A 26,543-nucleotide genomic window follows, 5' to 3' on the forward strand; every position below is an offset into this window, starting at 1 on the left:
CTAAAATGTCTGGGATCCCAGACGCAACTCGGGCCGGTCGGGTCGTGCCTGCGGTGTTCGCGCGGACATGATGGGCCAATGGCCGAACCGGTAGCTCTGGGTCCCGCGTCCATCAGCCGCGCGGACGTGGTGGCCGTCGCCCGTGACGGCGTGGGCGTACGGCTCACTGACGAAGCCCTCGAAGCCGTGGCCCGGTCGCGCGACCACATCGAGCGGCTCGCCGAAAGTCCCGAACCGACCTACGGCGTGTCCACCGGATTCGGCGCGCTCGCGGTCCGGCACATCCCGCCGGAGCGGCGGGTCGCCCTGCAGCACTCCATCGTCCGGTCGCACGCGGCGGGCGCTGGGCCTGAGGTGGAGACCGAGGTCATCCGCGCGCTGCAACTGCTGCGGTTGCGGACGCTCGCGATGGGCCACAGCGGTGTCAAAGTGTCCACTGTGGAGGCTATGGCCGGCCTGATCAACGCCGGCATCGTGCCCGTCGTGCACGAGTACGGCTCGCTCGGCTGCTCCGGTGACCTGGCTCCGCTGTCGTCGATCGCGCTGGCCCTGGTCGGCGAGGGGCAGGTCCGGGTCGACGGCGTACTCAGGGACGCCGCCCAGGCCCTCAAAGAAGCCGGCATCGCGCCTGTCCAGCTGGCCGAGAAGGAAGGCCTGGCGCTCATCAACGGCACCGACGGCATGCTCGGCATGCTGGTCATGGCCATCCACGACCTGCGTCGCCTGATGGCCATCGCCGACCTCACCGCGGCCATGAGCGTGGAGGCGCTGCTCGGCACTGACCGTGTTTTCGCCGCTGACCTGCACGCGCTGCGCCCGCATCCTGGGCAGTCCGAGTCCGCCGCCCGGATGGCCGAGATCCTGAAGGACTCCGAGATCGTCGCCAGCCACCGCGGCCCGGACTGCACGCGCGTGCAGGACGCGTACTCGCTGCGCTGTTCCCCACAGGTCCACGGCGCCGCGTTGGACACCCTCACGCACGCGGAACTCGTGGCCGACAGGGAGCTCATGTCGGCCGTGGACAACCCGTTGGTGCTGGCCGACGGCCGGGTCGAGTCCAACGGGAACTTCCACGGCGCCCCGGTCGCGTACGTGCTGGACTTCCTGGCCATCCCGGTCGCGGACGTGGCGAGCATGGCCGAGCGGCGGACCGACCGGATGCTGGACGTGGCCCGGTCGCACGGCCTGCCGGCGTTCCTCGCGCACGACCCGGGTGTCGACTCCGGACACATGATCGCCCACTACACGCAGGCCGCTGTGGTCGCCGAACTGAAGCGCCTGGCCGTGCCCGCGTCCGTCGACTCGATCCCGACGAGCGCGATGCAGGAGGACCACGTGTCCATGGGCTGGGCGGCCGCGCGCAAGCTCCGCAAGGCCGTCGACGGCCTCACGACCGTGCTCGCCATCGAGTTGTTCACCGCGGCCCGCGCGCTCGACCTGCGGGCCCCGCTCAAGCCCGCGACGGCCACCGCTCGGGCCGTCGCCGCCCTCCGCCAGACCGTTCCGGGGCCCGGCCCTGACCGGCACCTGGCCCCCGAGATCGCCGCCGCCGAAGAACTCATCCGCTCTGGAGGCATCAAGTGACCGTTCGGGCCGCCCGTGGCACGACACTGACCGCCCGGAGCTGGGCCACCGAGGCCCCGCTGCGGATGCTGCACAACAACCTCGACCCGGACGTCGCGGAACGCCCCGAGGACCTCGTCGTCTACGGCGGCACCGGCAAGGCCGCCCGGGACTGGCCGAGCTTCCACGCCATCACCCGTGAGCTGACCGAGCTGAACGCCGACGAGACCCTGCTGGTGCAGTCCGGCCGCCCGGTCGGCGTGCTCAGGACGCACGAGTGGGCGCCGCGGGTGCTGATCGCCAACTCCAACCTGGTCCCGGACTGGGCGTCGTGGCCGGAGTTCCGCCGGCTGGAGGCGGCCGGACTGACCATGTACGGCCAGATGACCGCGGGCTCGTGGATCTACATCGGCACCCAGGGCATCCTGCAGGGCACGTACGAGACGTTCGCGGCGATCGCGAACAAGAAGTTCGGCGGCTCGCTGCGCGGCACCCTGACCGTGACCGCCGGCCTCGGCGGCATGGGCGGCGCCCAGCCCCTCGCGGTGACCATGAACGACGGCGTCGCGCTGGTCATCGAGTGCGACCCGCGCCGCGCCCAGCGTCGACTGGAGACCAGGTACCTGGACGAGCTCGCGTCCGATCTGGACCGTGCGGTCGAGCGGGTCGAGGCCGCCAAGCGGGAGCGGCGGCCGCTGTCGGTCGGGGTGGTCGGCAACGCCGCCGAAGTCCTGCCGGAACTGCTGCGCCGAGGGGTCGAAGTCGACATCGTCACCGACCAGACCAGCGCCCACGACCCGTTGATGTACCTGCCGAAAGGCGTGGCGCTGGACGACTGGCCGGACTACGCGGGCAAGAAGCCGGACGAGTTCACCGACCGGGCCCGCGACTCGATGGCCGAACACGTCGACGCCATGCTCGGCTTCCTGGACAAGGGCGTCGAGGTGTTCGACTACGGCAACTCGCTGCGCGGCGAGGCCAAGCTCGGCGGCTGCGACCGGGCGTTCGACTTCCCCGGGTTCGTGCCCGCGTACATCCGGCCGCTGTTCTGCGAGGGCAAGGGCCCGTTCCGGTGGGCCGCGCTGAGCGGTGACCCGGCCGACATCGCCGCCACCGACCGCGCGATCCTGGAGCTGTTCCCGGAGAACGAGTCGCTCGCCCGGTGGATCCGGATGGCCAGCGAACGCGTTGCCTTCCAAGGGCTTCCGGCCCGGATCTGCTGGCTCGGCTACGGCGAACGGCACCTGGCCGGCCTGCGGTTCAACGAGATGGTCGCCAGCGGTGAGCTGTCCGCGCCGGTCGTGATCGGCCGCGACCACCTGGACTGCGGCTCGGTCGCGTCGCCGTACCGGGAGACCGAGGCGATGGCCGACGGCTCGGACGCGATCGCGGACTGGCCACTGCTCAACGCCATGGTCAACACCGCCTCCGGGGCCACCTGGGTGTCCATCCACCACGGTGGCGGCGTCGGCATCGGCCGCTCGATCCACGCCGGCCAGGTGACCGTCGCGGACGGTACGGAACTGTCCGCCCAGAAGATCGAAAGGGTGTTGACCAACGACCCGGGAATGGGTGTACTACGCCATGTGGACGCCGGATACGACCGTGCGGGTGAGATCGCCCAATCACGGGGTGTGCATATACCGATGACCCGTGCATGATCTTCGCATGAGCACGGCGACGGAGTTGCTGTCCGCGATCAAGGACGTCGGTACGGACTCGACGCGCGGCGGATACTCCAGGCACGGTTACGACACCGCCGAGCTGGAACTGCGTGAGTGGTTCACGGCCGAGGCGGGCAACCGGGGCCTGGACGTCGAGGTCGACCGGAACGGGAACATCTGGGCCTGGTGGGGCGAACCCGGGCCGGACGCGCTGGTGACCGGCAGCCACCTGGACTCGGTGCCGGGCGGCGGCGCGTTCGACGGCCCGCTCGGCGTGGTGTCCGGGCTGGCCGCGGTGGACATGTTGCAGGCCAAGGGGTTCAAGCCCGGCCGGCCGCTGGCGCTGATGGTGTTCGCCGAGGAGGAGGGCGGCCGGTTCGGCGTGCCGTGCCTGGGCTCCCGGCTGCTCACCGGCGCCATCGCGGCCGAACAGGCCCTGGCGTTGACGGACCCCGCCGGGGACACGCTGGCCGACGTGCTGCGGGCCGCGGGGCTGGACCCGGAGCGCGTCGGCAAGGACGAGGAGGCGCTCGGCCGGATCGGCCGGTTCGTCGAGCTGCACGTGGAACAAGGCCGTGGGCTGGTCGACCTGGCCACACCGGTCGGGGTGGCCACGTCGATCCTGGCGCACGGCCGGTGGCGGTTCCGGTTCTCCGGCGAGGGCAACCACGCGGGCGCGACCCCGATGGGCTCGCGGCGGGACCCGATGCTGCCCGCGTCCCAGCTCGTGCTGTCCGCCCGCTGGGCGGCGTCCAGTATGGACGGCGCCAGGGCCACGGTCGGCCGGCTGGAGCCGATTCCGGGCGGCACGAACGTGATCGCGTCGGCGGTCGATGTGTGGCTGGACGCGCGGGCGCCCAACGACGGCCGGACGCGGACGGTCGTGGAACGGATCACGGCCGCGGCCAAGCAGGCCGCCCGGGACGAGGGCTGTGAGGTGACCGTGACCGAGGAGTCCTATGGGGACGCCGTGCACTTCGACTCGGCACTGCGTGAGGAGGTCGCCGAGGCGATCGGCCAAGCCCCTGGGCTGCCGACCGGAGCGGGTCACGACGCCGGCATCCTGGCCGCGCACGTACCGACCGCGATGCTGTTCGTCCGCAACCCCACAGGCGTCAGCCACGCGCCAGCGGAACACGCCGAGTCCGGCGACTGTGAAGCCGGCGTGGTGGCGTTGTCGAAGGTGCTCGAGAAACTCGCCGGATGAGATATTGGTGTGAGTACGCGTGGCTGGACGCGACCGGGGTCCAGCCGGGCGTACTGGTCGAGACCGTCGGTGACCGGATCCTGTCGGTGACGGTCGACGAACCGCGGCCCCTGGACGCGTACCGGTTGCACGGTCTGGTCGTGCCGGGATTCGCGAACGCGCATTCGCACGCGTTCCATCGCGCGCTGCGTGGGCGTACACACGCTGACGGCGGCACGTTCTGGACGTGGCGCGAGGGCATGTATACCCTCGCGTCCCGGCTGAATCCGGAGAACTACCGGCGGTTGGCCACGGCCGTGTTCGCGGAGATGGCGATGGCCGGGGTGACGTGCGTCGGCGAGTTCCACTACGTGCACCACGGGCCTGGGGGCGTGCCGTACAGGGATCCGAACGCGATGGCCGAGGCGTTGCGTCAGGCCGCGAAGGACGCCGGCATTCGGATCACGTTGCTGGACACGTGTTACCTCACCGGCGGGATATCGCAGGACCTGACCGTCGACCAACTCCGTTTCTCGGACGGCTCCGTGGACGCGTGGGCAGCGCGGGTGTCGTCGTTGCCGTCGGACCCGACTTTGCTTGCTGGGGCAGCGATCCACTCGGTCCGGGCGGTTCCCCGCGAGGCGTTGGCCGAGATCGTCGCGGCCCGGCCGACGGGACCGTTGCACGTTCACCTATCTGAACAGGTCGCGGAGAACGAGGCGTGCGTGAACGCGTACGGTATGACTCCCACGGAGTTACTTGCCGCGGAAGGGGCACTGTCGCCTCGAACAACGGCCGTGCACGCCACCCACTTGTCGGCAAAGGACATCCAACTGCTCGGCAGCTCGTCGACGGGTGCGTGCTTCTGCCCGACCACCGAGGCCGACCTGGCCGACGGGATCGGCCCGGCCCGCGAACTCGTCGACGCCGGATGCCTGCTTTCCCTTGGCAGCGACCAGAACGCGGTGGTGGATCCACTGCTCGAAGCGCGTGCGCTCGAACACGGCGAACGCTTGCGGACCGGACAGCGCGGACGGTTCAGTCCACATGAGCTGTATGGCGCGTTGACGGCGCACGATAGCCTTGGCTGGCCCACGGGGTTCGCCGACCTGGTCGCGATCCGACTCGACAGTCCGCGTACCGCCGGGTGTTCGCCCGAGCAGGTGATGCTGGCGGCGACGGCGTCGGACGTGCACACCGTGGTCGCGGGCGGCCAGATCGTCGCCCGGGACGGAAAGCACGAAAAGCTTGGTGATGTCGGACTTGTGCTCGCGGAAGCGATAGGGGAGCTGTGGCAATGAGTGTGTTGCTGACCGGGATCGGCGAACTCACCACGAACTCCGACGAACTCGGCATCCTGAGCGACGCCGCCCTGGTGATCGACGGAACGCACGTGGCGTGGATCGGTCCGGCCGCGTCAGCACCCGCGGCGGACACAGCGGTCTCCCTTGACGGCCGAGCGGTCCTCCCCGGCTGGGTGGACAGCCACACCCACCTGGTCTTCGCCGGCGACCGAACAGCCGAGTTCGGCGCCCGAATGGCCGGCGAACCCTACCGCGCCGGAGGAATCGCGGTCACCGTCGGAGCCACCCGCGCGGCCTCGGACTCCGAGCTGTCGGCGGTTCTCGAGCGACACATAGCCGAAGCGGTATCCCAGGGAACAACCTACATAGAGACGAAAACGGGCTACGGCCTGGACGTCCCGAACGAACTCCGCTCGGCCCGTTTGGCGGGTGCCTACGCCGACGCAGTGACCTTCCTGGGCGCCCATCTGGTACCCCAAGGCTGGGACGCGGACTCCTATGTGGATCTTGTCTGCGGCCCCATGCTTGACGCGGTGGCCCCGCACGTTCAGTGGATCGATGTCTTCTGTGAGACAGGTGCGTTCGACGCTTCTCAGTCTCGGGCCGTGTTGACCGCTGGCGCCGCGCGCGGCCTCGGCCTTCGTGTCCATGGGAACCAACTCGACTATGGTCCGGGTGTGCGCTTGGCCGTCGAGTTGGGCGCCGCGTCGGTCGATCACTGCACCTATCTGACGAAGTCCGATGTGGACGATCTGGCCAGCTCGGAGACCGTGGCCACGCTGCTGCCCGCCTGCGACTTGTCCACGCGCCAACCACTTCCGGACGCACAGGCGTTGTTGAACGCGGGCGCGACGGTCGCCTTGGCCTCCAACTGCAACCCGGGGTCTTCTTACACGACGTCGATGGCTTACTGCGTGGCGACGGCCGTGTTGCAGATGAAGATGTCGGTCGCGGAGGCGGTCCGCGCGGCCACTTGGGGCGGTGCACGGGCATTGCGGCGGGAGAACGAGATCGGCATTCTCACACCTGGTGCGCGAGCGGACATCCACGTGCTCAACGCCCCATCGATCACGCATCTCGCCTACCGTCCAGGCGTTCCGCTGACCCACTCAGTCTGGCGTGCGGGCACGCGGGCTCGCTAGCCGGTGGCGAGGATGATCGCCTCGGTGATCGGGGCTTTGCCGTTGGCACGTCGTTCCATCAGCGTGACACCAGCGGCGATGTAGCGGTAGTTGTCTCCGATGTCTCGCATGTGATGTATGTCGGCCTCGGCGGCAAGACACAACGCGGTGAGCCGGAGGGCTGTTGCCTTCTCGGGCGTGAGCGGAGACTGTCGGTCGATCGGGTCGGCAAGTTCTGTCGTTAGATTGGCGGCGACCTCCGCGCCCCAGTTCAGTGTTCCGCCACCTGACTCTCGCAGACTGGCCGCCGACCTGCGGGCCATGCTCAGGAGTCCGTCCAGCATCACGACGTGGTCGGTACAGGGGCCGGTGTACATCAGGAACTCACGTGTGAAGTCACTGCGACCGTCGAGGTCGTCGAGAAATGAGGCGGCGCTCCCTCCGTGTAGAAGCCCTTGTCTCCCTTTGATCGCCCAACCCAGGCCCCGAAACAAGGCTGAGCCGATGCGTTCGGCCACCACCTCTTGACCCGCGGGTATCGATTGTCGTGCGTACACGACTGCGGCGTTGTACAGCCGCGATCGGTCCGTGAACAGCAGGCGGTCGAGGTCTGTTGTGGCGTTCGTTCGACTATGCAGACCGTACGCGAGACGGCGGATCCGCTCGACGTCACTGGAGGCCCGCGCCAGTCGATGGATGCGCCAGGCGATCTCGACGGCGCGCATGAGGTCGTCATCCGCCGATCCTTCAATGATGGTCTGCCTGCCGTTGTAGGAGGAAGTGTCGTTCAACATGTTCGCGAGGGGTACAGCGAGTTCGTCCGGGTCGAACTCGATGAGCTGACGGCCGATGACGACCGCGTACAGCGCGACGCACCTCGTGAGGGTATCGACCGACCGCTGGAGATCGGCCCGCACGTGGTTCGCCACTATCTCCTCGCTGACCAGGCACGGGTGCGGATCGGCATTGGTCCACAGCGTTCGGTTTCGTGTGTTCAGCCAGACACTCAACGGAAGGCCACCAAGTGCCCGCTGGACAACGGGTTCCATGATCTCCTGCTCGGTGGGCAGCCGGTAGGTCTGCGTGTTGTCAAGGACGCTCCACACCCAGCTGGCGAAGTTGGCCGCTTCACTTCGCAGTACGCCGAGGAACACGTCGTCAGTCGGACGGACGGGCAGCGCTCCTGTGTCGCGGCAGTACAGCGCATAGAGCTGAGTTGTGATGGGTTTCGGGCAGACTCGGCCGGTGCTGACTTGGATGGTGTTCCGCAGATGGCGGTTGAGCAGGACGCCCGCGGCCAGCCGTCGCCGGTCCGGGGCGGCGTCCGGGTGCAGGCCCTCGTTGAACCGCGTCTCCAACTCCTGGGCCAAAGTTGGATCCAGTTCACTGTCCTGCTCGGTGCAGTCGAACGCGAGTGACAGCGCGGTGATCGTGTTCGAGCGCAGACATGCCCTGACGATCTCGTCAGCGTCCGAACGGGCGGTGTAGAGCAGCGTTGTCTCGCGCCACCAGTCGTCTTCGACGTTGTCCGCAAGCGTTTTCACCAGGCCTTTCTCGCGGATGTGGCTCGCGGCCAGGTACTCCTGGAAGGTCAGGTGGGCGAAGGAGTACATGCCCACGTCCCGCTCCACGAGCAGCCCGTTCGAACTGGCGTCGGCCAGGAAGTCAGCGGGTTTGACCTGGCGCGATATCCGGTCCAGGGGGATCTTGATCGCGTCGAGGACGTCCTTGGTCGGCAGGTCGCGGACGCGGCGTTCCATCATGGTGAACGCGAGGCCGCGCAGGAGGGCTTCTTTCTTGTCGCCGCTGAGTTCACTGGTCAGTTTCTTGGCTTCTTGGCGACGCCAGAGCAACACTTGGCAGATCTCGCTGTACAGGTCCGCGCGGCTGCCTGGGAGGGCACCGCGGAACCTGTGCACGTTGGTGATCATGGTGAGCAGTAGGGGGTTCACCGTGAGGTCGGTCAGGTTCGGTGAGTTGTTGAGGCGGCTGAGGAGGTCGTTTGCTTCGGTGTGGGCGCGCTGGGCAGCTTCCGCGGGCGTTCCGTTCTTGGTGTGTCGCTCTACGGCCAGGTACCAGCCTTGGACGAACTTGCGGACTTGTTCGTCGGTGAAGCCGAGGGCGTGCAGGATCAGGGAGCCGCTGATCGAGGTCGACTTGTAGCCGTGCGGGCGGGATGTGATGACGAAGTCGTTCCTCGGATATCGTGCGATCTGCGTTTCCACCCATTCGGCGATCCGTCCACGATCTTCTTGACGGGCGACTTCGTCAAGGCCGTCGAGCAGCACTACACAGTCGCCGTCGCGCAGTCGCTGTTCGAACCAGCCTTTCGGTTCGGACTTGCCGAGTGGGCCCAATGGTCGGGTGGCCAGTTGGGGAAGGGTGACATCGGGGGTGATGGTGGTGATGTGATCACGGAGGTAGAGCAGGATCGGAATGGTGCGTCGCTTGCCGCTGTCCAACACACGTCGGGCGGTGTATCGCAACAACGTTGTCTTTCCGCTACCCGGTGCGCCGAGGATGGCCAGCACCGCCGGTTGTTTGTTGTCGAGGAAATCCCACAGCGAATACCGGTTTCCGGGGGATGGCGGTTGTTCGCTCACCACACCCGCCGGGACTCGGTGGGGTGCGCTGAGGTCGAGACCCACGTCGACGAAGACCTCGTCCAGATCGGGATTGTAGAACCCGATCGTGGTCAGGCCCTTCAGGTCGATGGAGCGCAGGCTGCCCAGCATGTACTCGCGATACCGTTTGGCGAACCGGGTGAAGCGTCGGCCGAGTGCCTCGTCGACGTGGTCCACGGCGCGGTTGAGCCAACGTTTCCGCAGTTCCGCGGCCACACTCGCGAAGAAGAGTGCCGCCTCGTACCCGGCGACGACCATCCATTTGACGACATCGGGCCAGATCAGGGCCGCCACTGGTCCCACGGCCGCCACCGCGGCGAACATCGCCACACCCGCTTTGCCCGCCATGAACAAGATCCTTTGTTTGAGAGAGGACGTACAGATTACCTTTCACTTGTGGGTGAAAGGTTCTGTACCTCGCATTCCGGACGCGGTAGAACCCGGGGATGAGACGTACTGGGGTTTTGATCTCGACTGTTCTCGCGGTTCTCGGACTGGTTGTGGCGCCCGCTGACGCGGGCCAGAGATCATATGTGGGTGTGCTCGACGGGGCGCGGTATCGGGTTGTGGTGCCGGCGAACTGGAACGGGACTCTGGTGGTGTGGAGTCACGGGACCTATTCGCCGGACGGACAGGAGCCCGCGGAGCTCTCGTTGACGTCGCAGCCGGCGACTGAGGACTGGTTGGTGGGGCACGGATACGCGTTGGCGGCGTCCGGGTTCAGGCATGTGTTGGGGTGGTCGATCGCGGACGGGTATGTGGACCAGATCCGGTTGATGGACTGGTTCAGTGTCAATGTCGGGGCGCCGAGGCGGGTCGTGTCGGCTGGGGCGTCGGCGGGTGGGGCCACGGCGACCGGGCTCGCGGAGCGCAGTCCTGGCCGGTTCGGCGGGGTCGTCACGGAGTGCGGCATGCTCGCCGGCGGGTTGGCGTACTGGAATTCCGGGCTCGACCTGATGTTCGCGGTGAGGACGTTGCTGGGTGGGGATTTCGCCCTCGTCAAGCCGACGGACCCGGGCAACGAGGACAAGGCGGCGGCCGTCATCGACGCGGCCGCGCAGGGAACGCCGCAGCAGCAGGCCAAGCTGGCGTTGGCGAACGCGCTCGCGGACGTCCCCGGCTGGTTCGACCCGACCAAGCCGCGACCGACGAGCATCGCCGAACAGGTCAGCGCCATGAGCATCTGGGATACGGCTGTCCGAACCGGCGCGGTCGGTGTCACGCGCACGGACATGGAGAGATGGGCCGGCGGCAATCCCACCTGGAACATCGGCGTGGACTACCGGGTCCTGTTGGCCCGTTCGAGTGAACTCGCGTTCGTGCGGCAGGCATACGCGGCCGCCGGCCTGGACCTGTCCACTGACCTGGACCGACTGGCCGCCGCCCCCAGAATCGCGCCTGACCTGAAGGCGACTGCCTACCTGCTGCGGACCAGCCAGCCGTTCGCGGAGGCGCCGTGGCCGGTCGTGGGCATCCGCGACACGGCCGACGGCGTCCTGCCGATCGCAAACGACACCCCGTACGCCGCACGCACCGATCGCCCCGCGAACCTCCGGCAGTTGGCAGTCGACCGCGCGGGGCACTGCGCCCTGACCGCGTCCGAGGAGATCACCGCGTTCCAGACCCTCTTCGACCGCATGGACACTGGACGCTGGCCGGCGACTGACCCGGACGGCCTCAACACGCGGGCCCGCGCACTCGGCCCGGAGACCCAGGTCGTCTGGAACCCGCTGAACCACGACTACGAGCAGGTCCCGACGGCGTTCACTCGGCACGTGTCCGTGCCTTATCCCCGTTAGCAGGCTACGTGAGGGGGCCGACGTAGAGGATCTGCCTCGAGTTGCCGGCCAGCTTGGCGGTCATTCCATGGGTGTCCGTCACGCCGAGTGGCAGCAGTGCCGCGAACGTGTCCCGATCGACGTCGGCGTCGAGGGTGGTGCCGTCGGCCAGGGTCAGCCGCATGTCCGCGGCGCCCTGGGGGAGGATTCCGGCGACCACCTGCCGGCCGCCGACCGTCGCGGTCAATGACAGCAGTTCGGGTTTGGCCGCGCTGACGGCCCTGGACACGTACGGCATGAACCGGCTGCCCTGCGCCTGCTGTAGGCACGCGCCGACGCCGGCCGGGTTGACGGCGAGGATGAGCCGTTCGTCGTTCGCCTGGACGGTGGCCGCCGGGCTCCAGCCGTCCGAGTCCGGCTCGCCGCTCTTCGCGATGCAGTCGCCGAGGTGCCTACCGGCCGTGGACGAACGGTCGCTGGACGAGTAACTGGGGTTGACCACACCGTACGGCTGAGGCGCCGGAGGCAGGGGGATCCGCGGGTCGCCGTCCTGGCCGACCGTGACCCTGTCGTCCACAGCGGACAAATAGGACGGATAGACGAACAAGCCGTCTTGCTGGACCGCCCGGCCCTCGATGTCGTCCTGGTACCTGCCGACCACCCGCACGCGCATGTCCGGCCACGACGGGTCGACGACGCCGGCGACCGTGCCCGCGTTCGTGGTGAGCATCGCGGCCGTCCTCGTGCCCGGCGCGTACACCGGATCGGCGTCCGGGCTGGACAGTGTGGTCCCGCCGATGACGGTCTCGCAGAACAGCGGCCGGCCGTTGGTCCTGATGGCCGTGACCGTCCACAGCTCGCCGCCCTTGACCGCCAGCACCGGGCGCCATTCGGACCGGTCCGGGTACTTGGCCATTGTGGACAGTTCACGCGCGGTCCGCCAGCATCGGTCCAGCTGGGCGGTCACTTCGCGCGAATTCACGGCCAGCCGCACCACAGTGGGGTGGTAGTCGCGTTTCGGCGGGGCGTCCCCGTGCCGCACCAACGCGATCGACCCGCTGACCACCAGCGCGAGCACGGCGGCCGTGGCGGGCAGCCACACCCGCCGCGGCCGCCGGTCCGCATTGGCGTCGTTCATACCGCCAAACTACCGTCAATGGTTGATGATCATCTTGTTCCCCGAGTCGATGCCCCGACCGATTTGCAGCACGCCCCCGGCCGAGTTGGACAGCGTGGTCGTGGCCTGGTCGGGCTCGGCGCCGGCCGGCAGCAGCACAGCGAAACTGTTGTTCAGCACATCGGCATCCATCGGCTTCCCACCGGGGAAGGTCAGCTCCATTCTGGCCACGAGATTGCCCATGCTGCCGGCCACCAGCCTGTGGCCACCCAGTGTCGACGGAACGGAAAGGGAAACCGCGCCACCCTCGAACACAGTGGGCAGGTTCTCGGCCAACATCGGCAGGAACGTCGCGGTCTGGCCCTTGTCGTGGCACGCGCTGGTCCCAGCCGGGTTCGTCGCCATGATCAGCCGTTCGCCGCCGGCCTCGGCCATCGCGCCGGCCTGCCACAGATTCGCGTCCGGCACTCCACCCTTGACCTTCGCGAGGCACTCGCTTAACTTCCTGTCGCGCTCGGACGTCCGGCCGGCCGGTGGGTACGGCGGATTGTCGACGACTGCCCCCAGGGTTCTGGGCAGCGCCAGTTTTTCGCCGTTGTCCTGCCCGCGCACGCTGAGAGTGGTGTCGTCCGACGGCGGCGAACCCAGCGTGGTGAGGAACATGCCGTTCAGCCGCTGAGCGGGCGAGTCATGCGTGTCCCCGTCCGTGGTCGTTTCCTGAACGATCGGCCGCGACCAGGTGGGATCCACCGTGCCCGCGATCGCCCCGAACTCCGTGACCAGAAGCACACCGCCCTTCGTGCCCGGCAGCGGCTGGGCCTTCCCGTCCGGTGCCGACACCGTCACCTTGTTCACGGTCGTCTCGCAGAACAGCAGTTTGCCGTCGGCGCGGATCGCGGAAAGCCTCGAGAACATGGATCCGACCACGACCAGCGACTGCCAGGTCTGGCGGGCGGGGTACTGGTCCTTGTTGGGCAACTGCTGGATGGCCAGCGCACAGCGGTCCATCTCGTACCCGGCCTGGCTGGGCGGCATGGCCGGTGGGAACCCCTCGGGCAGCGCGGGCACCTGCTCGACCTGCCTGCCCGCCGGGGGCATGGAGGTGGAGTTGGACCCGAGGGTCGCGACCACCACACCGCACACCGCCACCACCGCGGCAGCGGCCGCGGCGAACGCCAGGACCCTGGTGCGCGGGGTGCGGCGGATCCCGGCCAGGACCTTGGTCTCGATCCGCGTCCGGACATCGGCCGGCACGTCGGTCGCGGGCGGGACTTCGAAGTCGTTGTCGATCATTGCCGGGCCTCCCGGATGGTCACCAGATCGCGAAGGCGGGCCTTGGCCCTGGACAGGGTGGATCGCAGCGTCACCTCGGCGACCCCGAGGATCGCGGCGGCGTCCTTCTGCGGCAGCTCACCCAGCAGACACAGTTCGGCGGCCCGGCGCTGCGCGGTCGGCAACTGCTGGATCGCCGTCACCACCGGGTGAAACCTGTCGATTTGGTCCACAACGGACTGAGCGTGGTCCGGTGCCGCGACCGGATCGGCGACCCGCCTGGTCAGCCGCAGTCGCCGCCGGGAGCTCTTGTACTCGTCCCGCGCCAGGTTCCCGGCCACTGTGTAAAGCCACGGCAGCACGCTCTCGCTGACAAGCACGAAGTCTTTGCGTTTACGCCATGCCGTGAGGAACGTCGCCGAGGTGATGTCCTCGGCGAGATGCGCCGAACCAGTCAACCGGTTCGCGTAGTTCCACAACGCCTTCAGGTGCCGCCGGAAGATCTGCGCGAACGCGTCCTCGTCACCTGCGGCGACACGCTTCCACAGCTCCCGGTCGGCGAGACCGTCAGGAGGGTCGACAGGCATCGCGCGCAGCCCCATACGTCCGATGTTGGCCGTCATATCCAGTATGGGGACGGCAGGGGCTCAGATGTTGTCGACGTCAGTCCTCGACGGTGGCCTCGTCGCGGGCCAGGAAGGTGGCCAGGCGCTCGACGGCCTCTTCGAAGTCCGGGTTGGCGTCGACGAACGCGCGGAGCTTCTCGGCCAGCCAGCCGAGCGTGACCTCTTCATCGCCGCGGCGTTCTTCCAGCTCCTCGATGCCTCGGTCGGTGAAGTACATGTGTGTTCCTCCGATGTCGACGCGGCTCCCGCGGTCGACACCGCGGGAGCCGCTGGGACTCGACTTGGGACAGGTCAGTCGGCGAACGCCTGCTCGATCAGGCCACGCTGCTCGAACTCGTGCACCTTGGACGAACCCGCCGACGGCGCCGACATCGGCCGCCGCGAGACCCGCTGCATGACGTTCAGGCGCTCCGGGTACTTCTCCCGGACGAACAGGCCGTAGAACGGCCACGCGCCCTGGTTGGCCGGCTCCTCCTGGACCCAGCGGATGTCACGCGCGTTCGGGTACTTGTCCAACGCCGCCCGCAGCTTCTTCTCGGGCACCGGGTAGAGCTGCTCGATCCGGACGATCGCGGTGTCGTGCGCGCCGCGCTTCTCCTTCTCGGCCGCCAGCTCGTAGTAGAGCTTGCCGGACACGAGCAGGATCTTGCGCACGCCGTTCGGCTCCGGGTTGGTGGGGTCGTCGAGCACCGACATGAACCGCGCGTCGGTGAAGTCCTCGACCGAGCTGACCGCGTGCTTGTTGCGCAGCATCGACTTCGGCGTGAACACCACCAGCGGGCGCTGCACGCCGTCCAGGGCGTGCCGGCGCAGCAGGTGGAAGTAGTTCGCCGGGGTGGACGGCACCGACACGGTCATCGAGCCCTCGGCGCACAGCTGCAGCCACCGCTCGATCCGCCCGGACGTGTGGTCCGGGCCCTGGCCCTCGTGGCCGTGCGGCAGCAGCATCACCACGTCCGACAGCTGGCCCCACTTGGCCTCGCTGGACGAGATGAACTCGTCGATCACCGACTGGGCGCCGTTGACGAAGTCACCGAACTGCGCCTCCCACAACACCAGCGCGTTCGGGTTGGCCACCGAGTAGCCGTACTCGAAGCCGACCGCCGCGTACTCCGACAGCGCCGAGTCGTACACCAGGAACTTGCCCTGGTCGTCGCTCAGGTTCTGCAGCGGCGTGTACTCCTGGCCGGTCTTGCGGTCCACCACCACGGAATGCCGCTGCACGAACGTGCCGCGCCGGGAGTCCTGGCCGGCCAGCCGGACCATCTTGCCCTCGATGTTCAGCGAACCGAACGCCAGCAGCTCGGCGAACGCCCAGTCGATGTCGCCCTCGCGGGCCATCTTCGCGCGCCGCTCCAGCACCGGCTTGACCCTCGGGTGCGGGGTGAAGCCGGGCGGCAGGTTGATGTGCGCGTCCGCGATCCGCTCGATCACCTCGCGGGGCACCGCCGTGGTGACCTTCGTCGGGACCTGCTGCTCGAACTCGACCGTCGGGCTCGCCGAGACCGGGTGCTTCTCCAGCTCGCGGACCTCGTTGAAGACGTGCTCCAGCTGCGAGGAGAAGTCCCGCAGAGCCTTCTCGGCCTCGTCGACGGAGATGTCGCCACGGCCGATCAGGGCCTCGGTGTACGTCTTGCGGACGCTGCGCTTGGTGTCGATGATGTCGTACATCGCCGGCTGGGTCATCGAGGGGTCGTCGCCCTCGTTGTGCCCGCGCCGCCGGTAGCACAGCATGTCGATCACGACGTCCTTGTTGAACGCCTGGCGGTAGTCCATAGCCAGCCGCGCCACCCAGTGGCACGCCTCCGGGTCGTCGCCGTTCACGTGGAACACCGGCGCCTGGATCATCTTGGCCACGTCGGTCGCGTACTGGCTCGACCGCGAGTTCTCCGGCGCGGTGGTGAAGCCCACCTGGTTGTTGATGATCACGTGCACGGTCCCGCCGGTGCGGTAGCCGCGCAGCAGCGCCAGGTTCAGCGTCTCGGCGACCACGCCCTGGCCGGCGAACGCGGCGTCGCCGTGCAGCGCGACCGGCAGCACGGTGAAGCCACCGGTGTCACTGCCGCCCTTGTCCAGCAGGTCCTGCTTGGCCCGCACGATGCCTTCCAGCACCGGGTCGACGGTCTCCAGGTGCGACGGGTTCGCGGTCAGCGACACCTTGGTCTCGCCGTCGCCGAACATCCGGAAGTACTTGCCCTCCGCGCCGAGGTGGTACTTGACGTCACCGGAGCCGTGCGCCTGGCCCGGGTCCAGGTTGCCCTCGAACTCGCGGAAGATCTGCGAGATCGGCTTGCCGACGATGTTGGCGAGCACGTTCAGCCGGCCGCGGTGCGGCATGCCGATGACGACCTCGTCCAGCTCGTACTCGGCGGCCTTGTCCAGGATCGTGTCCAGCAGCGGGATGACCGTCTCGCCGCCCTCCAGCGAGAACCGCTTCTGGCCGACGTACTTGGTCTGCAGGAACGTCTCGAACGCCTCGGCCGCGTTCAGCTTCGACAGGATGTACTTCTGGACCGCCGCGTCCGGCTTCTCGTGCGGGATCTCCACGCGGTCCTGGATCCAGCGGCGCTCCGCCGGGTCCAGGATGTGGGTGTACTCGATGCCCACGGTCCGGCAGTACGAGTCGCGCAGCACGCCCAGCACGTCCCGCAGCCGCATCGACTCCTTGCCGGCGAACCCGCCGACCGCGAACTCGCGGTCCAGGTCCCACAAGGTCAGGCCGTGCGACAGCACGTCCAGGTCGTCGTGCCGGCGCTGGCGGTAGTTCAGCGGGTCCGTGTCGGCCATCAGGTGGCCGCGGTTGCGGAACGCGTCGATCAGTTCCAGCACCCGGGCGGTCTTGTCGACCGAGCCCTCGGGGATGTCCTGCACCCAGCGGATCGGCTCGTACGGGATGCGCAGGGCCGAGAAGACGTCGTCGTAGAAGCGGTCCTCGCCGAGCAGGATCTCGTGGATCCGGCGGAGGAACTCGCCGGACTCGGCGCCCTGGATGATCCGGTGGTCGTAGGTGGACGTCAGCGTCATGATCTTGCTGATGCCCATCTCGATCAGGGCCTTCTCGCTGGTGCCCTGGTACTGCGCGGGGTACTCCATCGCGCCGACGCCGATGATCGCGCCCTGACCCGCGGTGAGCCGTGGCACCGAATGGTTGGTGCCGATCGTGCCCGGGTTGGTGAGCGAGATCGTGGTGCCCTGGAAGTCGTCGGTCTTCAGCGTGCCGGCGCGGGCGCGGCGGATCAGGTCCTCGTACGCCTGCCAGAACTGCGTGAACGTCATGGTCTCGCAGTTCTTGATGGACGCGACCACGAGCGTGCGCTGGCCTTCCTTGCCCGGCAGGTCGATCGCCAGGCCCAGGTTGACGTGCTCCGGCGTGACCAGGGTCGGCTTGCCGTTGACCTCGGCGAAGTGCCGGTTCATGTTCGGGTACGACTCGAGGGCCTTGACGACCGCGTAGCCGATCAGGTGGGTGAAGGAGACCTTGCCGCCCCTGGTCCGCTTCAACCGGTTGTTGATCACGATCCGGTTGTCGAACAGCAGCTTCGCCGGCACCGCGCGCACGCTCGTCGCGGTCGGCACGGTGAGCGACAGCTCCATGTTCTTCACGATCGCGGCCGCCGCGCCGCGGATCGGCTTGCTCTCGTCCCCCGCCGACACCGCTGGTGGCGTCGCCGCTTTCGGCGCCGCGACCGCCGGCTTCTTGGCCGGGGCGGCGGGTGGGGCGGTCGGCGGGGCCGTGGGTGTCGGCTTCGGGGGCGCCGGCACCGGCGCGGGCGTGGCCGCGACCGGGGCCCGCCCGTTGGTCTCCGGCGCCGGGGGCTCGACCCTGGTCACCGTCTTGGTCTGCCCGGTGGCAGTGCTTGTCGCCGTCGTCGTCTGAGTCCGCTGCTGGGTGGGCTTGTAATCGGCGAAGAAGTCGTGCCACGCGGGGTCCACCGAACTGGGGTCCGCTAGGAACTGCTCGTACATCTCTTCGACGAGCCACTCATTGGGGCCGAACTGTGACGCAGGACTGCTGCTGGACACGGCTGGCACTCGCCTCTATCCATCTCGTTCTCGATATTGAACACACGCCCCGACCAGGTTAGTACCCCGCTCGGCGTGTGTGTGACCCGATTGAACCTTGTGCACATCTCGCTCATGGGGTATCGATCACTTGATCGATCACGAACAGGTCACGAGCCGTCGGCCCCTGATCTCGCCAGGTCGTCGTCGGGCGCGTCGGCCACGGTCCCGTAGCTCCATAACCGGGCGTACTGCCCGTCCGCGGCCAGCAGTTCCTCGTGGCTGCCCTCCTCGACGATCCGGCCGCCCGAAAGCACGACGATCCGGTCCGCCCTGGCAGCGGTCGCGAGCCGGTGCGCGACCACGAACGTCGTCCTGGACCGGGCCACTTGTTCGCTCGCCACGAGGACGGCCGACTCGGTCGCCGGATCGAGCGCGGCCGTCGCCTCGTCGAGCAACAGGATGTCCGGCCGCACCAACTCGGCGCGGGCGAGCGCGACCAACTGACGCTGTCCAGCCGAGAGGCCCTGACCGCGCTCGCCGACCTGCTGGCGGAACCCGTCCGGCAGGCCGGCGACCATGGTCAGCGCGCCAACCGACCGCGCCGCGTCCTCGATCTCGGCCTGGGAGGCGTCCGGCCGGCCGTAGGCGACGTTCCTGGCCACGTCGCCGGTGAACAGGTGCGCCTCCTGCGGGACCACCCCCAGGCGCTGGTGGAACCCGCTCAGGTCGTACCGCCGGATGTCCACGCCGTCCACCCGGACCTCGCCGTCGCTCACGTCGTAGTAGCGGGCGACCAGTTTGACCAATGTGGACTTTCCGGCGCCGGTCGCGCCGACCAGGGCCACGGTCTCGCCTGGCCGGACGCGTAACGTCACGCGGTCGAGGGCGGGCTCGTCGACGCCGGGGTAGTGGAACGACACGTCCCGCAGTTCCACCTCGCCGCGCAGCTTGGCGGGCACGGCGACAGGGTGCTCCGCGGGCGGGACCGACGTCGGGGTGCGCAGCAGTTCACCGATTCGCCGCAGGCCGACCCTGGCCTGCTGGTAGCCGTCGAATACCCCGGACAGCTGCTGCACGGGCGCGAAGAACAACCCGAGGTACAACAGGAACGCCAGCAGCACCCCCGGGCTCAACGTGTTCTCCGCCACCCGGTGCGCGCCGACGACCAGCACAGCGGCCCGCGCGAAGCCGGAAAGCATGTCCACGAAAGGAAAGTAGGTCGCGATGTACCGCTGCGCGCGGGCCCGGGACCGTCGGTACGCGTCACTGCGCTGAGCGAACGCCTCCGCCGACCGGTCCTCCCTCGTGTACGCCTGGGCCACCCGCAGGCCGGAGACGTTCTCCTGCATGTCGGCGTTGACCGCGCTCACCCGCTCCCGCGCCTCGGCGTACGCCACCGACGACACCCGCTGGAAGATCACCGTGCTGACGATCACGATCGGCAGGACGGCCAACGCCACCAGCGCCAGCGCCGAATCCGTGACCACCAGGGCCACCGTCACCGCGACCACGGTCAGCAGGCTCGTGACCGCCGTCATCAGCCCGGTCTGCAGGAACGTCGACAGGGCGTCCACATCCGTGGTCATCCTCGTCATGATCCGGCCGGCCATCTCGCGCTCGTAGTAGTCGAGCCCGAGCCGTTGCAGTTGCGCGTAACTGCGCACCCGCAACAGGAAAAGGAGCCGTTCGCCCAGCCGTGCGGTCAGCACCGCGCTGTTGGACGTGATCAGCCAGTCCGCGGCCACGATCACCAGGCCCAGCCCGGCCACCACCCACAACCCGGTGGTGGTGCCGGTGTTCACACCGTTGTCGATGCCGTAGCGGACCAGCGACGGCAGGGCCATGGACGCCACCGCGTCGGCGATCATGAACAGGCCGATGAGCGCGAGGCCCCGGCGGACTGGCCGGAGCAGCCGGCCGAGCGAGAATCTCGGGTCGGGCTCGCGTGGATCCTCGTTCGCCAGGTCGGGTCGCTCGTTCGCCGGCGGCAAGGCCTCGACCTGTTCGAGCAGTTCGGGAGTCGGCGGCAGACCACCGATCGCGCCGCCGATGCCGCCACCGCCACCCCGCCGGCCGACACTCACACTGGCGACACGGACCCGAGCGACCGGGTCTTCGTGGTCTTGGGCGTCCTGCGGCCAAAGCGCCTCGGTCACGCCGCCTTCGGCCAGGTCCTGCTCGGCGCAGCGATGGGTGTCCTCGATCGCCTCACCCGGGCCGGCGAGCAGGTTGCGGTACAGCTCACAGCGTTCGGTGAGTTCCTGGTGGGTGCCGATGTCCACGACTTTGCCGCTGTCGAGCACGGCGATCCGGTCGGCCAGGCCCAGGCTGGACCGCCGGTGCGCGATGAGGATGGTGGTGCGGCTTTCCGTGATGTCCCTGAGCGTCTCGTGGATCGCGGACTCGGTCGCGGTGTCCACGGCGGACGTGGCGTCGTCGAGCACCAGGACCCGTGGATCAGTGAGCAGTGCTCTCGCCAACGCCACGCGCTGCCTTTGCCCGCCGGACAACGTGAGCCCGCGCTCGCCCACAACGGTGTCGTAGCCGTCGGCCAGGTTCATGATGAAGTCGTGCGCCTGCGCCGCCTTGGCCGCCGCGAACACTTCGTCGTCCCGCGCCTCCGGCCGGCCGTACGCGATGTTCGCTCGGACCGTGTCCGAGAACAGGAACGCCTCCTCGAACACGACGCCGACGGCCTGCCGCAAGTCGTTGAGCCGCAGGTTCCGGACATCCACGCCACCGATCCGGATCGCGCCTTCATGGACGTCGTAGAACCTCGGCAGCAGCATGGACACGGTCGACTTGCCCGACCCGGCAGTGCCGACAAGGGCGAGGGTCTCGCCTGGCGCGACGGTGATGGACACGCCGTCCAGCACCGGTTCGCTGCGGGTGTAGCCGAATCGGACGCCGTCCAGGTCGACCTTGAGCGGACCGACCGGCACCGGCTCGGGGTCCGCCGGGTCGGTCACCTCGGGCTGGGAGTCGATCAGGTCGTACACGCGCTCGACACCGGCCCTGGCCAACTGGGCGCTGACCATCAGGCTGGACAGCAGCCGCGCCGGCCCGACCAGGTTCGCCACGTAGCTGGTGAACGCGAGGAACGTCCCCAAGGTGACCTGTCCGTGCAGCGCCATCCAACCGCCGAGCGCCAACACCCCGACCTGCCCGACGGCGGGCATCGCCACCAAGGTCGCCGAGGGTCTCGCGACGAGCCTCGCCGCCCGCATCCGCTCCGCGAAAAGCTTGCGCGCCGCCTTTTCCAGCCGCGTGACCTCGGCGGTCTCCTGGCCGAAGCCCTTGACCACGCGCACGCCGGTGACCGTCTCCTCAACGTGCTGAGCGAGGTCGGCGGCCCGCTGCTGAGCCGACCAAGTGGCCGGGAACACCCGCTTCCGGGTGCGCATGGCCACGTACACGACCACGGGCACAACGACGAACGCCACCAACGTCAGCAACGGTGACAGCCACAACATCGCGGCGACGGCGACGACCGCGAACACCACGGTCCCGATCGCCAACGGAACCATGGACAGCAGCCCCTGCACCAACTGCAGGTCCGTGATGGACCGGGACACCACCTGCCCGGTCCGCAACGCGTCCTGCCGCGCCCCGTCCAGCCGCTGGACCGACCGGAACACCCGCTGCCGCAGGTCGTGCTGGACGTCGATGGCCAGCCGCCCACCCAGATACCGCCGCAGGAACGCGCTCCCGAACGTCAGCAGCTCCAAGGTGACCAGCACGACCACCAACCCGACCAGCCCATTGGTCCGGCCGCCAACCGCGTCGTCCACCGCCACCTTGACCAGCAGCGGCCCAACCGCCTGGAAACCAACACCCACAACGGAAGCCAGGACGGACAGCAGCACCAGCCGAGGGTGCCGCCAGCACGCCCGGGTCAGCCGCCGTATCCACCCCTCGGTGGTTGCCGAGGTCGGTCCAGAAGTTTCAGCCACAAACCCAGGTTATGCCGTACCACCGACAATTCCGGACTGTCAGGTGATGTCCCTGCGGCGGGCGGTGAGGTGGCCGGCCAGGCCGAACACTGTTGTCCAGGCTATGAACAGCAGGCCGCTGCCCCACCAGGATGGTGAGTACTGCAGGCCGAGCAGTTCGCGGGCCTGGTTGTCGAGATACTCCCCGCGGCGGAGGCCTGCGGGCAGGCCTTGCACGAAGAGGTCCATGGAGAGCGTGGAGACCATGTCGCTGCTGGTCTTGTTCGGCAGGAAGGGTGGGATCTCGCCGAGGTCGTTGAAGCGCATCACCGTGTTGGCGATCGGCTCGACGACTATCGCGTACACCACGCCGCCGACGATGGTTCCCAACTGGTTGCCGATCAAGGCGCCGAGGCCCACCCCGAACAGCGTCCACAGGATCATCGCGATCACGCCGACGCCCGCCACGGTGAACCACGCCTTGGCGTCCGGGAAGTTGTCGCCCAGCAGCGCGCCCAGTGTCGCGGCCAGCATGCACACGAGCCCGTACAAGGCCCCCATCGAGGCGTACACGAGTTGCTTGGCCACGAGGACCGAGCCGCGTGAGGGCGCGGTGAGGTAGCTCGTGGTGATGGTCTTGTGGCGCATCTCCCCGGTGACCGCGGTGCCGCCGAGGATCAACGCGAAGACTGTGGCGATGCTGATGCCTTGGGCGAAGGCGGGCAGCGCCACCGGGAACGGACCCCGTGAACTGAGTTCACCCAACGCGCCGATGGCGGCGCCGCCCCACGTGAAGGCGAGGCTGACGACGGCCGCCGGGATCAGCAGCGCCCACCACAGCTTGGTGGAGAAGACCTTGCGGTACTCCGCGCTCAGCAACAGGCTCACTGTGGCCTCCCGGCGAACTGGCCGCTGGTCAACTGGAAGAAGATCTGCTCGAGGTCGGCGTGCCTGGACTCCAGGCCGTAGATCGCCACCTGGGCGGCCAACGCGATGTCGCCGACCTGCCGCGCCTCCGCGTCCCACACCGCGAGCACCCCGTCGGGCAACTGCTCGATCGCGGCGTAACCGGCCTCCTGCAACGCCTTCAGCAACGCCGCCGGGTCGGACGGTGTCACGATCACCCGGGAGCGCTGGGACTTGCGGAGGTCGTCGAGCGAGCCGTAGTACATGGTCTGGCCGCGGCTGATGATCACCACCTGCTCCACGGTCTGTTCGATCTCGGCGAGCAGGTGACTGGACACCAACACGGTCCGCCCGCTGCGGGCGAAACGCTGCAGGAAAGTCCGCAGCCACTTGATGCCCTCGGGGTCAAGGCCGTTGGCCGGCTCGTCCAGCACAAGCACCTGGGGATCACCGAGCAACGCCGTGGCCAACGCCAACCGCTGGCGCATCCCCATGGAGAAACCGCCCGGTCCGCGACCGGCGGCGTCGGTCAGGCCGACCAGGTGCAGGACTTCCTCAACGCGATGATCCGGCACGCCAACGGCACGCGCGTACACGCGCAGGTGGTTACGGGCCGTCCGCCCGGGATGAAAGCTCTGCGCCTCGAGCACGGCACCCACCACGCGCCCCGGATTGCCCAGGTGGTGGAACGGCTGCCCGTTGATCGTGGAGAACCCGGCGGTGGGCGTCACCAGGCCGAGCAGCATGCGCAAGGTCGTCGTCTTCCCGGCGCCGTTCGGGCCGAGGAAGCCGGTGACCGTGCCTGGCTCCACCGTGAAACTGAGGTTCTGTACCGCGAGGACCTGACCGAACGTCTTGGTCAGGTTCTGGACCACCACCCGACCGCTACCGTCGTGCATCCGCACATAGTGCCGTAGCGGGACATAACGGGACGGTTAGGCGCGGCGACGTGGATCGGTCCGATGGACCCGCGGAATCTCCGTGGTCTGCTCGACCAACGACTCAGGAGGCACATCCCGGGCCCGGGACATCCGCAGCGCACGCCCCAGCGAGTCGCGCAACGGACGGCGCCGCTCCCGATGTGGCAAACCTTCGCCAATCAGATGCTCATGTGCCATTCGCCACACCTGACACGGCCACCGCCGCCCCCGCCAACCCCGCGGACAAGCCGCGCACTTCCGGTCCGGCCCAGGCTGGTGCACCGTCAACAACAGCCGCCACCCATCGGCCAGCCGACTGATCTCCGACCGGGCCAACGGCAGCAAAGTCGCCGGATCCCCCTCGTCAGCCATCTGATCCAACAAGTCCAGCCGCCGCAGCACCGCGGCCCGCAACGTCTCGTCCACCGGATCGGTCACGGCTCGCTCGCCCGGTCCTCAGCCTGGTCAAGGGCCTGTCTCAGGCTCCGCGTCTGCTGCGCGGACAACACCGCCGACGCCCCGGCCGGCGGCACCAGGAGCACCCGCCCATGGTCCACCAGAACAGTCAACGCCCGATCCCGACCGAACAGGTCATGACACCCGAAATCCCACCGCGGCTCAGCCACGACACGCCTCAACGCTCACTCAAAGACAATCGGCGTGACCAGACCGTGACTTAAGCCCCCACCCGGGGCAACCACCGACCAGAAGAGGTTTTCACCACACCAACAACCGGTGTGTTGATAAATATCACCGAACAACCGACCCCCCAGTGCAGCGCCCGAGCCCGTTATTGCCTAAGCTAGTAAGTGGCGACCCGCTCCCGGTGACCCCCAGGCTGGTTGAGCGGGTCGCCCCTGGACCTCCCGTCTTCGCTGAGGCGGGCTCAGCTTCGCTTCTCCAGGGGCCCCGTATCTTTGGGGGGCCGAGCCCCCCAAACCCCCCACGTGCGGCTTCGCCGCCTCACTACCCGCTCGCGGCCGCTGCGGCGGAGCCGCAGAACAAACAACGACAACAGCAAGCAGGGTTGACGCGTGCTCGCGTAACAGGGGTGTGCTTCGTCCTTCCTCCCGGCCGACCTGGGCGCAGCCCAACCACAGGGGTCAAGAGGTCCGCCTACGCGAAGCAACCCCGAGCGGCGGCGATACGGACCTCTTGACGCCTGTGGTTGTCTTTGACAGGTCGGGTGGGAGGAAGGGCGCCCCCCTCCTCCTGGTCGATCTGCCCGCCTGGCGAAGGCATGTCTTTTAGAGCTGGGGTCCGGAGCAACACATCTCCACCGCAGTGAAAGAGGCCCACGGCTGGTAGCCGGGGCCTCTTCTCCGATGCCTGTCTTAGAGGACTGTGGAGAGGGCGGTGTGCGGCAGATCGTGGGCTTCGGCGACGGGCTCGTTGGTCAGGGCTCCGGCGTGGGTGTTCAGGCCAAGGGCCAGTTCTCCGTCCGCCTTCAGCGCTGCGTGCCAGCCCTTGTCCGCCAATGCCACCGCGTACGGGAGCGTCACGTTGGTGAGGGCATAGGTGGAGGTCCGGGGGACGGCTCCGGGCATGTTCGCCACGCAGTAGAAGACCGAGTCGTGGACCATGTACGTCGGGTCGGCGTGGGTGGTCGCGCGGGAGTCGGCGAAGCAGCCGCCCTGGTCGATCGAGATGTCCACCAGGACCGAGCCCGGCTTCATCCGCTCGACCAGTTCGTTCGACACGAGCTTCGGGGCTTTCGCGCCGGGGATCAGCACGGCGCCGATCACCATGTCGGCTTCGAGGACCGCCTGCTCCAGGGTGTACCGGTTGGAGGCCAGGGTTCGGATCCGGCCGCCGAAGTCCACGTCGATCTGCCGGAGACGGTCCACGTTGGTGTCCAGGATCTCCACGTCCGAGCCCATCCCGGCGGCGATCCGGGCCGCGTTCACACCGGCCACGCCGCCGCCGATCACCACGACCCTGGCCGGGTGCACGCCGGGAACGCCGCCGGGCAGCACGCCACGGCCGCCGGAGGGACGCATCAGGGAGTACGCGCCGACCTGGGGTGCCAGCCGGCCCGCGACCTCGGACATGGGGGCGAGCAGGGGGAGGGCGCCGCGAGCGGTCTGGACCGTCTCGTAGGCGACGCCGGTGGTGCCGGCGGCCAGCAGGGCCTCGGTGAGGGGTTTGTCGGCGGCGAGGTGCAGGTAGGTGAACAGGACCTGGTCGCGCAGGTACTTGTACTCCGCGGCGATCGGTTCCTTGACCTTCATGACCATCTCGCCCTCGGCCCAGACCTCTTCGGCCGTGGCCAGGATCTTCGCGCCGGCCGCGAGGTACTCCTCGTCCGGGATGGCCGATCCGGCGCCCGCGTCGGCCTGGACGTAGACCTCGTGGCCGCGGCTGGACAGTTCGTGGGCGCCTGCGGGGGTGAGGGCGACCCGGTACTCGTGGTTCTTGATCTCACGGGGGACTGCGATCTTCACCTGACGCTCCTACAGGGCCATTCGGGTGGTTTTCACCACGGTCCCGCACACTTTGGGCCATGTCATCATGCCGTTGGCACT

18 protein-coding genes are annotated in these 26,543 nt (G+C 68.4%); 6 read left to right on the plus strand and 12 right to left on the minus strand.

What is annotated here, in order from left to right:
* The first annotated feature begins 78 nt into the window (after positions 1 to 78).
* Genes hutH through hutI form a run of 5 tightly spaced genes read left to right on the plus strand, consistent with a single transcriptional unit; the run spans position 79 to position 6,859 of the window.
* Positions 79 to 1,584, plus strand: coding sequence for a histidine ammonia-lyase (hutH, locus tag EV192_RS07565; protein WP_132112356.1), 1,506 nt, complete (start codon positions 79 to 81; stop codon positions 1,582 to 1,584).
* The gene (gene hutU, locus EV192_RS07570; RefSeq protein WP_132112358.1) at positions 1,581 to 3,224 is read left to right on the plus strand and encodes a urocanate hydratase; all 1,644 of its coding nucleotides are present in this window, start codon (positions 1,581 to 1,583) and stop codon (positions 3,222 to 3,224) included. The genes hutH and hutU overlap by 4 nt, the downstream gene beginning before the upstream one ends.
* A gap of 7 nt (positions 3,225 to 3,231) precedes the next feature.
* Positions 3,232 to 4,434, plus strand: coding sequence for an allantoate amidohydrolase (locus tag EV192_RS07575; protein ID WP_132112360.1), 1,203 nt, complete (start codon positions 3,232 to 3,234; stop codon positions 4,432 to 4,434).
* Positions 4,431 to 5,714, plus strand: a complete 1,284-nt coding sequence (locus EV192_RS07580) for a formimidoylglutamate deiminase (RefSeq protein WP_132112362.1) — start codon at positions 4,431 to 4,433, stop codon at positions 5,712 to 5,714. The genes EV192_RS07575 and EV192_RS07580 overlap by 4 nt, the downstream gene beginning before the upstream one ends.
* A complete protein-coding gene (gene hutI, locus EV192_RS07585) occupies positions 5,711 to 6,859 on the plus strand; it encodes an imidazolonepropionase (protein ID WP_132112364.1) in 1,149 nt (382 codons plus the stop codon). Before EV192_RS07580 ends, hutI begins: the two co-directional genes overlap by 4 nt.
* Here hutI and EV192_RS07590 read toward each other — a convergent pair.
* Positions 6,856 to 9,810 (minus strand): NACHT domain-containing protein, encoded by a 2,955-nt coding sequence (locus EV192_RS07590; RefSeq protein WP_132112366.1) that lies wholly within the window; start codon positions 9,808 to 9,810, stop codon positions 6,856 to 6,858. The two genes, hutI and EV192_RS07590, sit on opposite strands and share 4 nt — an antisense overlap.
* 98 nt (positions 9,811 to 9,908) lie before the next feature.
* Here EV192_RS07590 and EV192_RS07595 point away from each other — a divergent pair, with 98 nt between their 5' ends.
* On the plus strand, positions 9,909 to 11,261 hold the full coding sequence (locus tag EV192_RS07595) for a hypothetical protein (RefSeq protein ID WP_132112368.1): 1,353 nt from the start codon (positions 9,909 to 9,911) through the stop codon (positions 11,259 to 11,261).
* Positions 11,262 to 11,265: 4 nt separating this feature from the next.
* Here EV192_RS07595 and EV192_RS07600 read toward each other — a convergent pair whose 3' ends face one another.
* The 11 genes from EV192_RS07600 to ald all read right to left on the minus strand — a co-directional run bounded on the left by EV192_RS07600 (position 11,266) and on the right by ald (position 26,462).
* The gene (locus tag EV192_RS07600) at positions 11,266 to 12,378 is read right to left on the minus strand and encodes a hypothetical protein (RefSeq protein ID WP_132112370.1); all 1,113 of its coding nucleotides are present in this window, start codon (positions 12,376 to 12,378) and stop codon (positions 11,266 to 11,268) included.
* A gap of 15 nt (positions 12,379 to 12,393) precedes the next feature.
* Positions 12,394 to 13,650, minus strand: coding sequence for a hypothetical protein (locus EV192_RS07605; RefSeq protein WP_132112372.1), 1,257 nt, complete (start codon positions 13,648 to 13,650; stop codon positions 12,394 to 12,396).
* The gene (locus EV192_RS07610; RefSeq protein WP_243726678.1) at positions 13,647 to 14,252 is read right to left on the minus strand and encodes an RNA polymerase sigma factor; all 606 of its coding nucleotides are present in this window, start codon (positions 14,250 to 14,252) and stop codon (positions 13,647 to 13,649) included. The genes EV192_RS07605 and EV192_RS07610 overlap by 4 nt, the downstream gene beginning before the upstream one ends.
* Before the next feature lie 40 nt (positions 14,253 to 14,292).
* Positions 14,293 to 14,472 carry a DUF6104 family protein gene (locus tag EV192_RS07615; RefSeq protein WP_132112374.1) on the minus strand — a complete coding sequence of 60 codons (180 nt, stop codon included), beginning with the start codon at positions 14,470 to 14,472 and terminating at the stop codon, positions 14,293 to 14,295.
* A gap of 74 nt (positions 14,473 to 14,546) precedes the next feature.
* Positions 14,547 to 18,278 (minus strand): multifunctional oxoglutarate decarboxylase/oxoglutarate dehydrogenase thiamine pyrophosphate-binding subunit/dihydrolipoyllysine-residue succinyltransferase subunit, encoded by a 3,732-nt coding sequence (locus EV192_RS07620; protein WP_132112376.1) that lies wholly within the window; start codon positions 18,276 to 18,278, stop codon positions 14,547 to 14,549.
* Positions 18,279 to 18,427: 149 nt separating this feature from the next.
* Positions 18,428 to 22,213, minus strand: a complete 3,786-nt coding sequence (locus tag EV192_RS07625; protein ID WP_132112378.1) for an ABC transporter ATP-binding protein — start codon at positions 22,211 to 22,213, stop codon at positions 18,428 to 18,430.
* Between the two features lie 39 nt (positions 22,214 to 22,252).
* On the minus strand, positions 22,253 to 23,080 hold the full coding sequence (locus EV192_RS07630) for an ABC transporter permease subunit (RefSeq protein WP_132112380.1): 828 nt from the start codon (positions 23,078 to 23,080) through the stop codon (positions 22,253 to 22,255).
* Complete coding sequence (locus tag EV192_RS07635) at positions 23,077 to 23,997, minus strand: ATP-binding cassette domain-containing protein (protein WP_132112382.1); 921 nt, start codon at positions 23,995 to 23,997, stop codon at positions 23,077 to 23,079. The genes EV192_RS07630 and EV192_RS07635 overlap by 4 nt, the downstream gene beginning before the upstream one ends.
* Positions 23,998 to 24,033: 36 nt before the next feature.
* Positions 24,034 to 24,456, minus strand: a complete 423-nt coding sequence (locus EV192_RS07640) for a hypothetical protein (protein ID WP_243726679.1) — start codon at positions 24,454 to 24,456, stop codon at positions 24,034 to 24,036.
* On the minus strand, positions 24,453 to 24,644 hold the full coding sequence (locus EV192_RS07645; protein ID WP_132112384.1) for a hypothetical protein: 192 nt from the start codon (positions 24,642 to 24,644) through the stop codon (positions 24,453 to 24,455). The genes EV192_RS07640 and EV192_RS07645 overlap by 4 nt, the downstream gene beginning before the upstream one ends.
* A 708-nt stretch (positions 24,645 to 25,352) precedes the next feature.
* On the minus strand, positions 25,353 to 26,462 hold the full coding sequence (ald, locus tag EV192_RS07650; protein WP_132112386.1) for an alanine dehydrogenase: 1,110 nt from the start codon (positions 26,460 to 26,462) through the stop codon (positions 25,353 to 25,355).
* Positions 26,463 to 26,543: the final 81 nt, after the last annotated feature.

This window comes from Actinocrispum wychmicini, from assembly GCF_004345645.1.
Classification (GTDB): Bacteria; Actinomycetota; Actinomycetes; order Mycobacteriales; family Pseudonocardiaceae; genus Kibdelosporangium; species Kibdelosporangium wychmicini.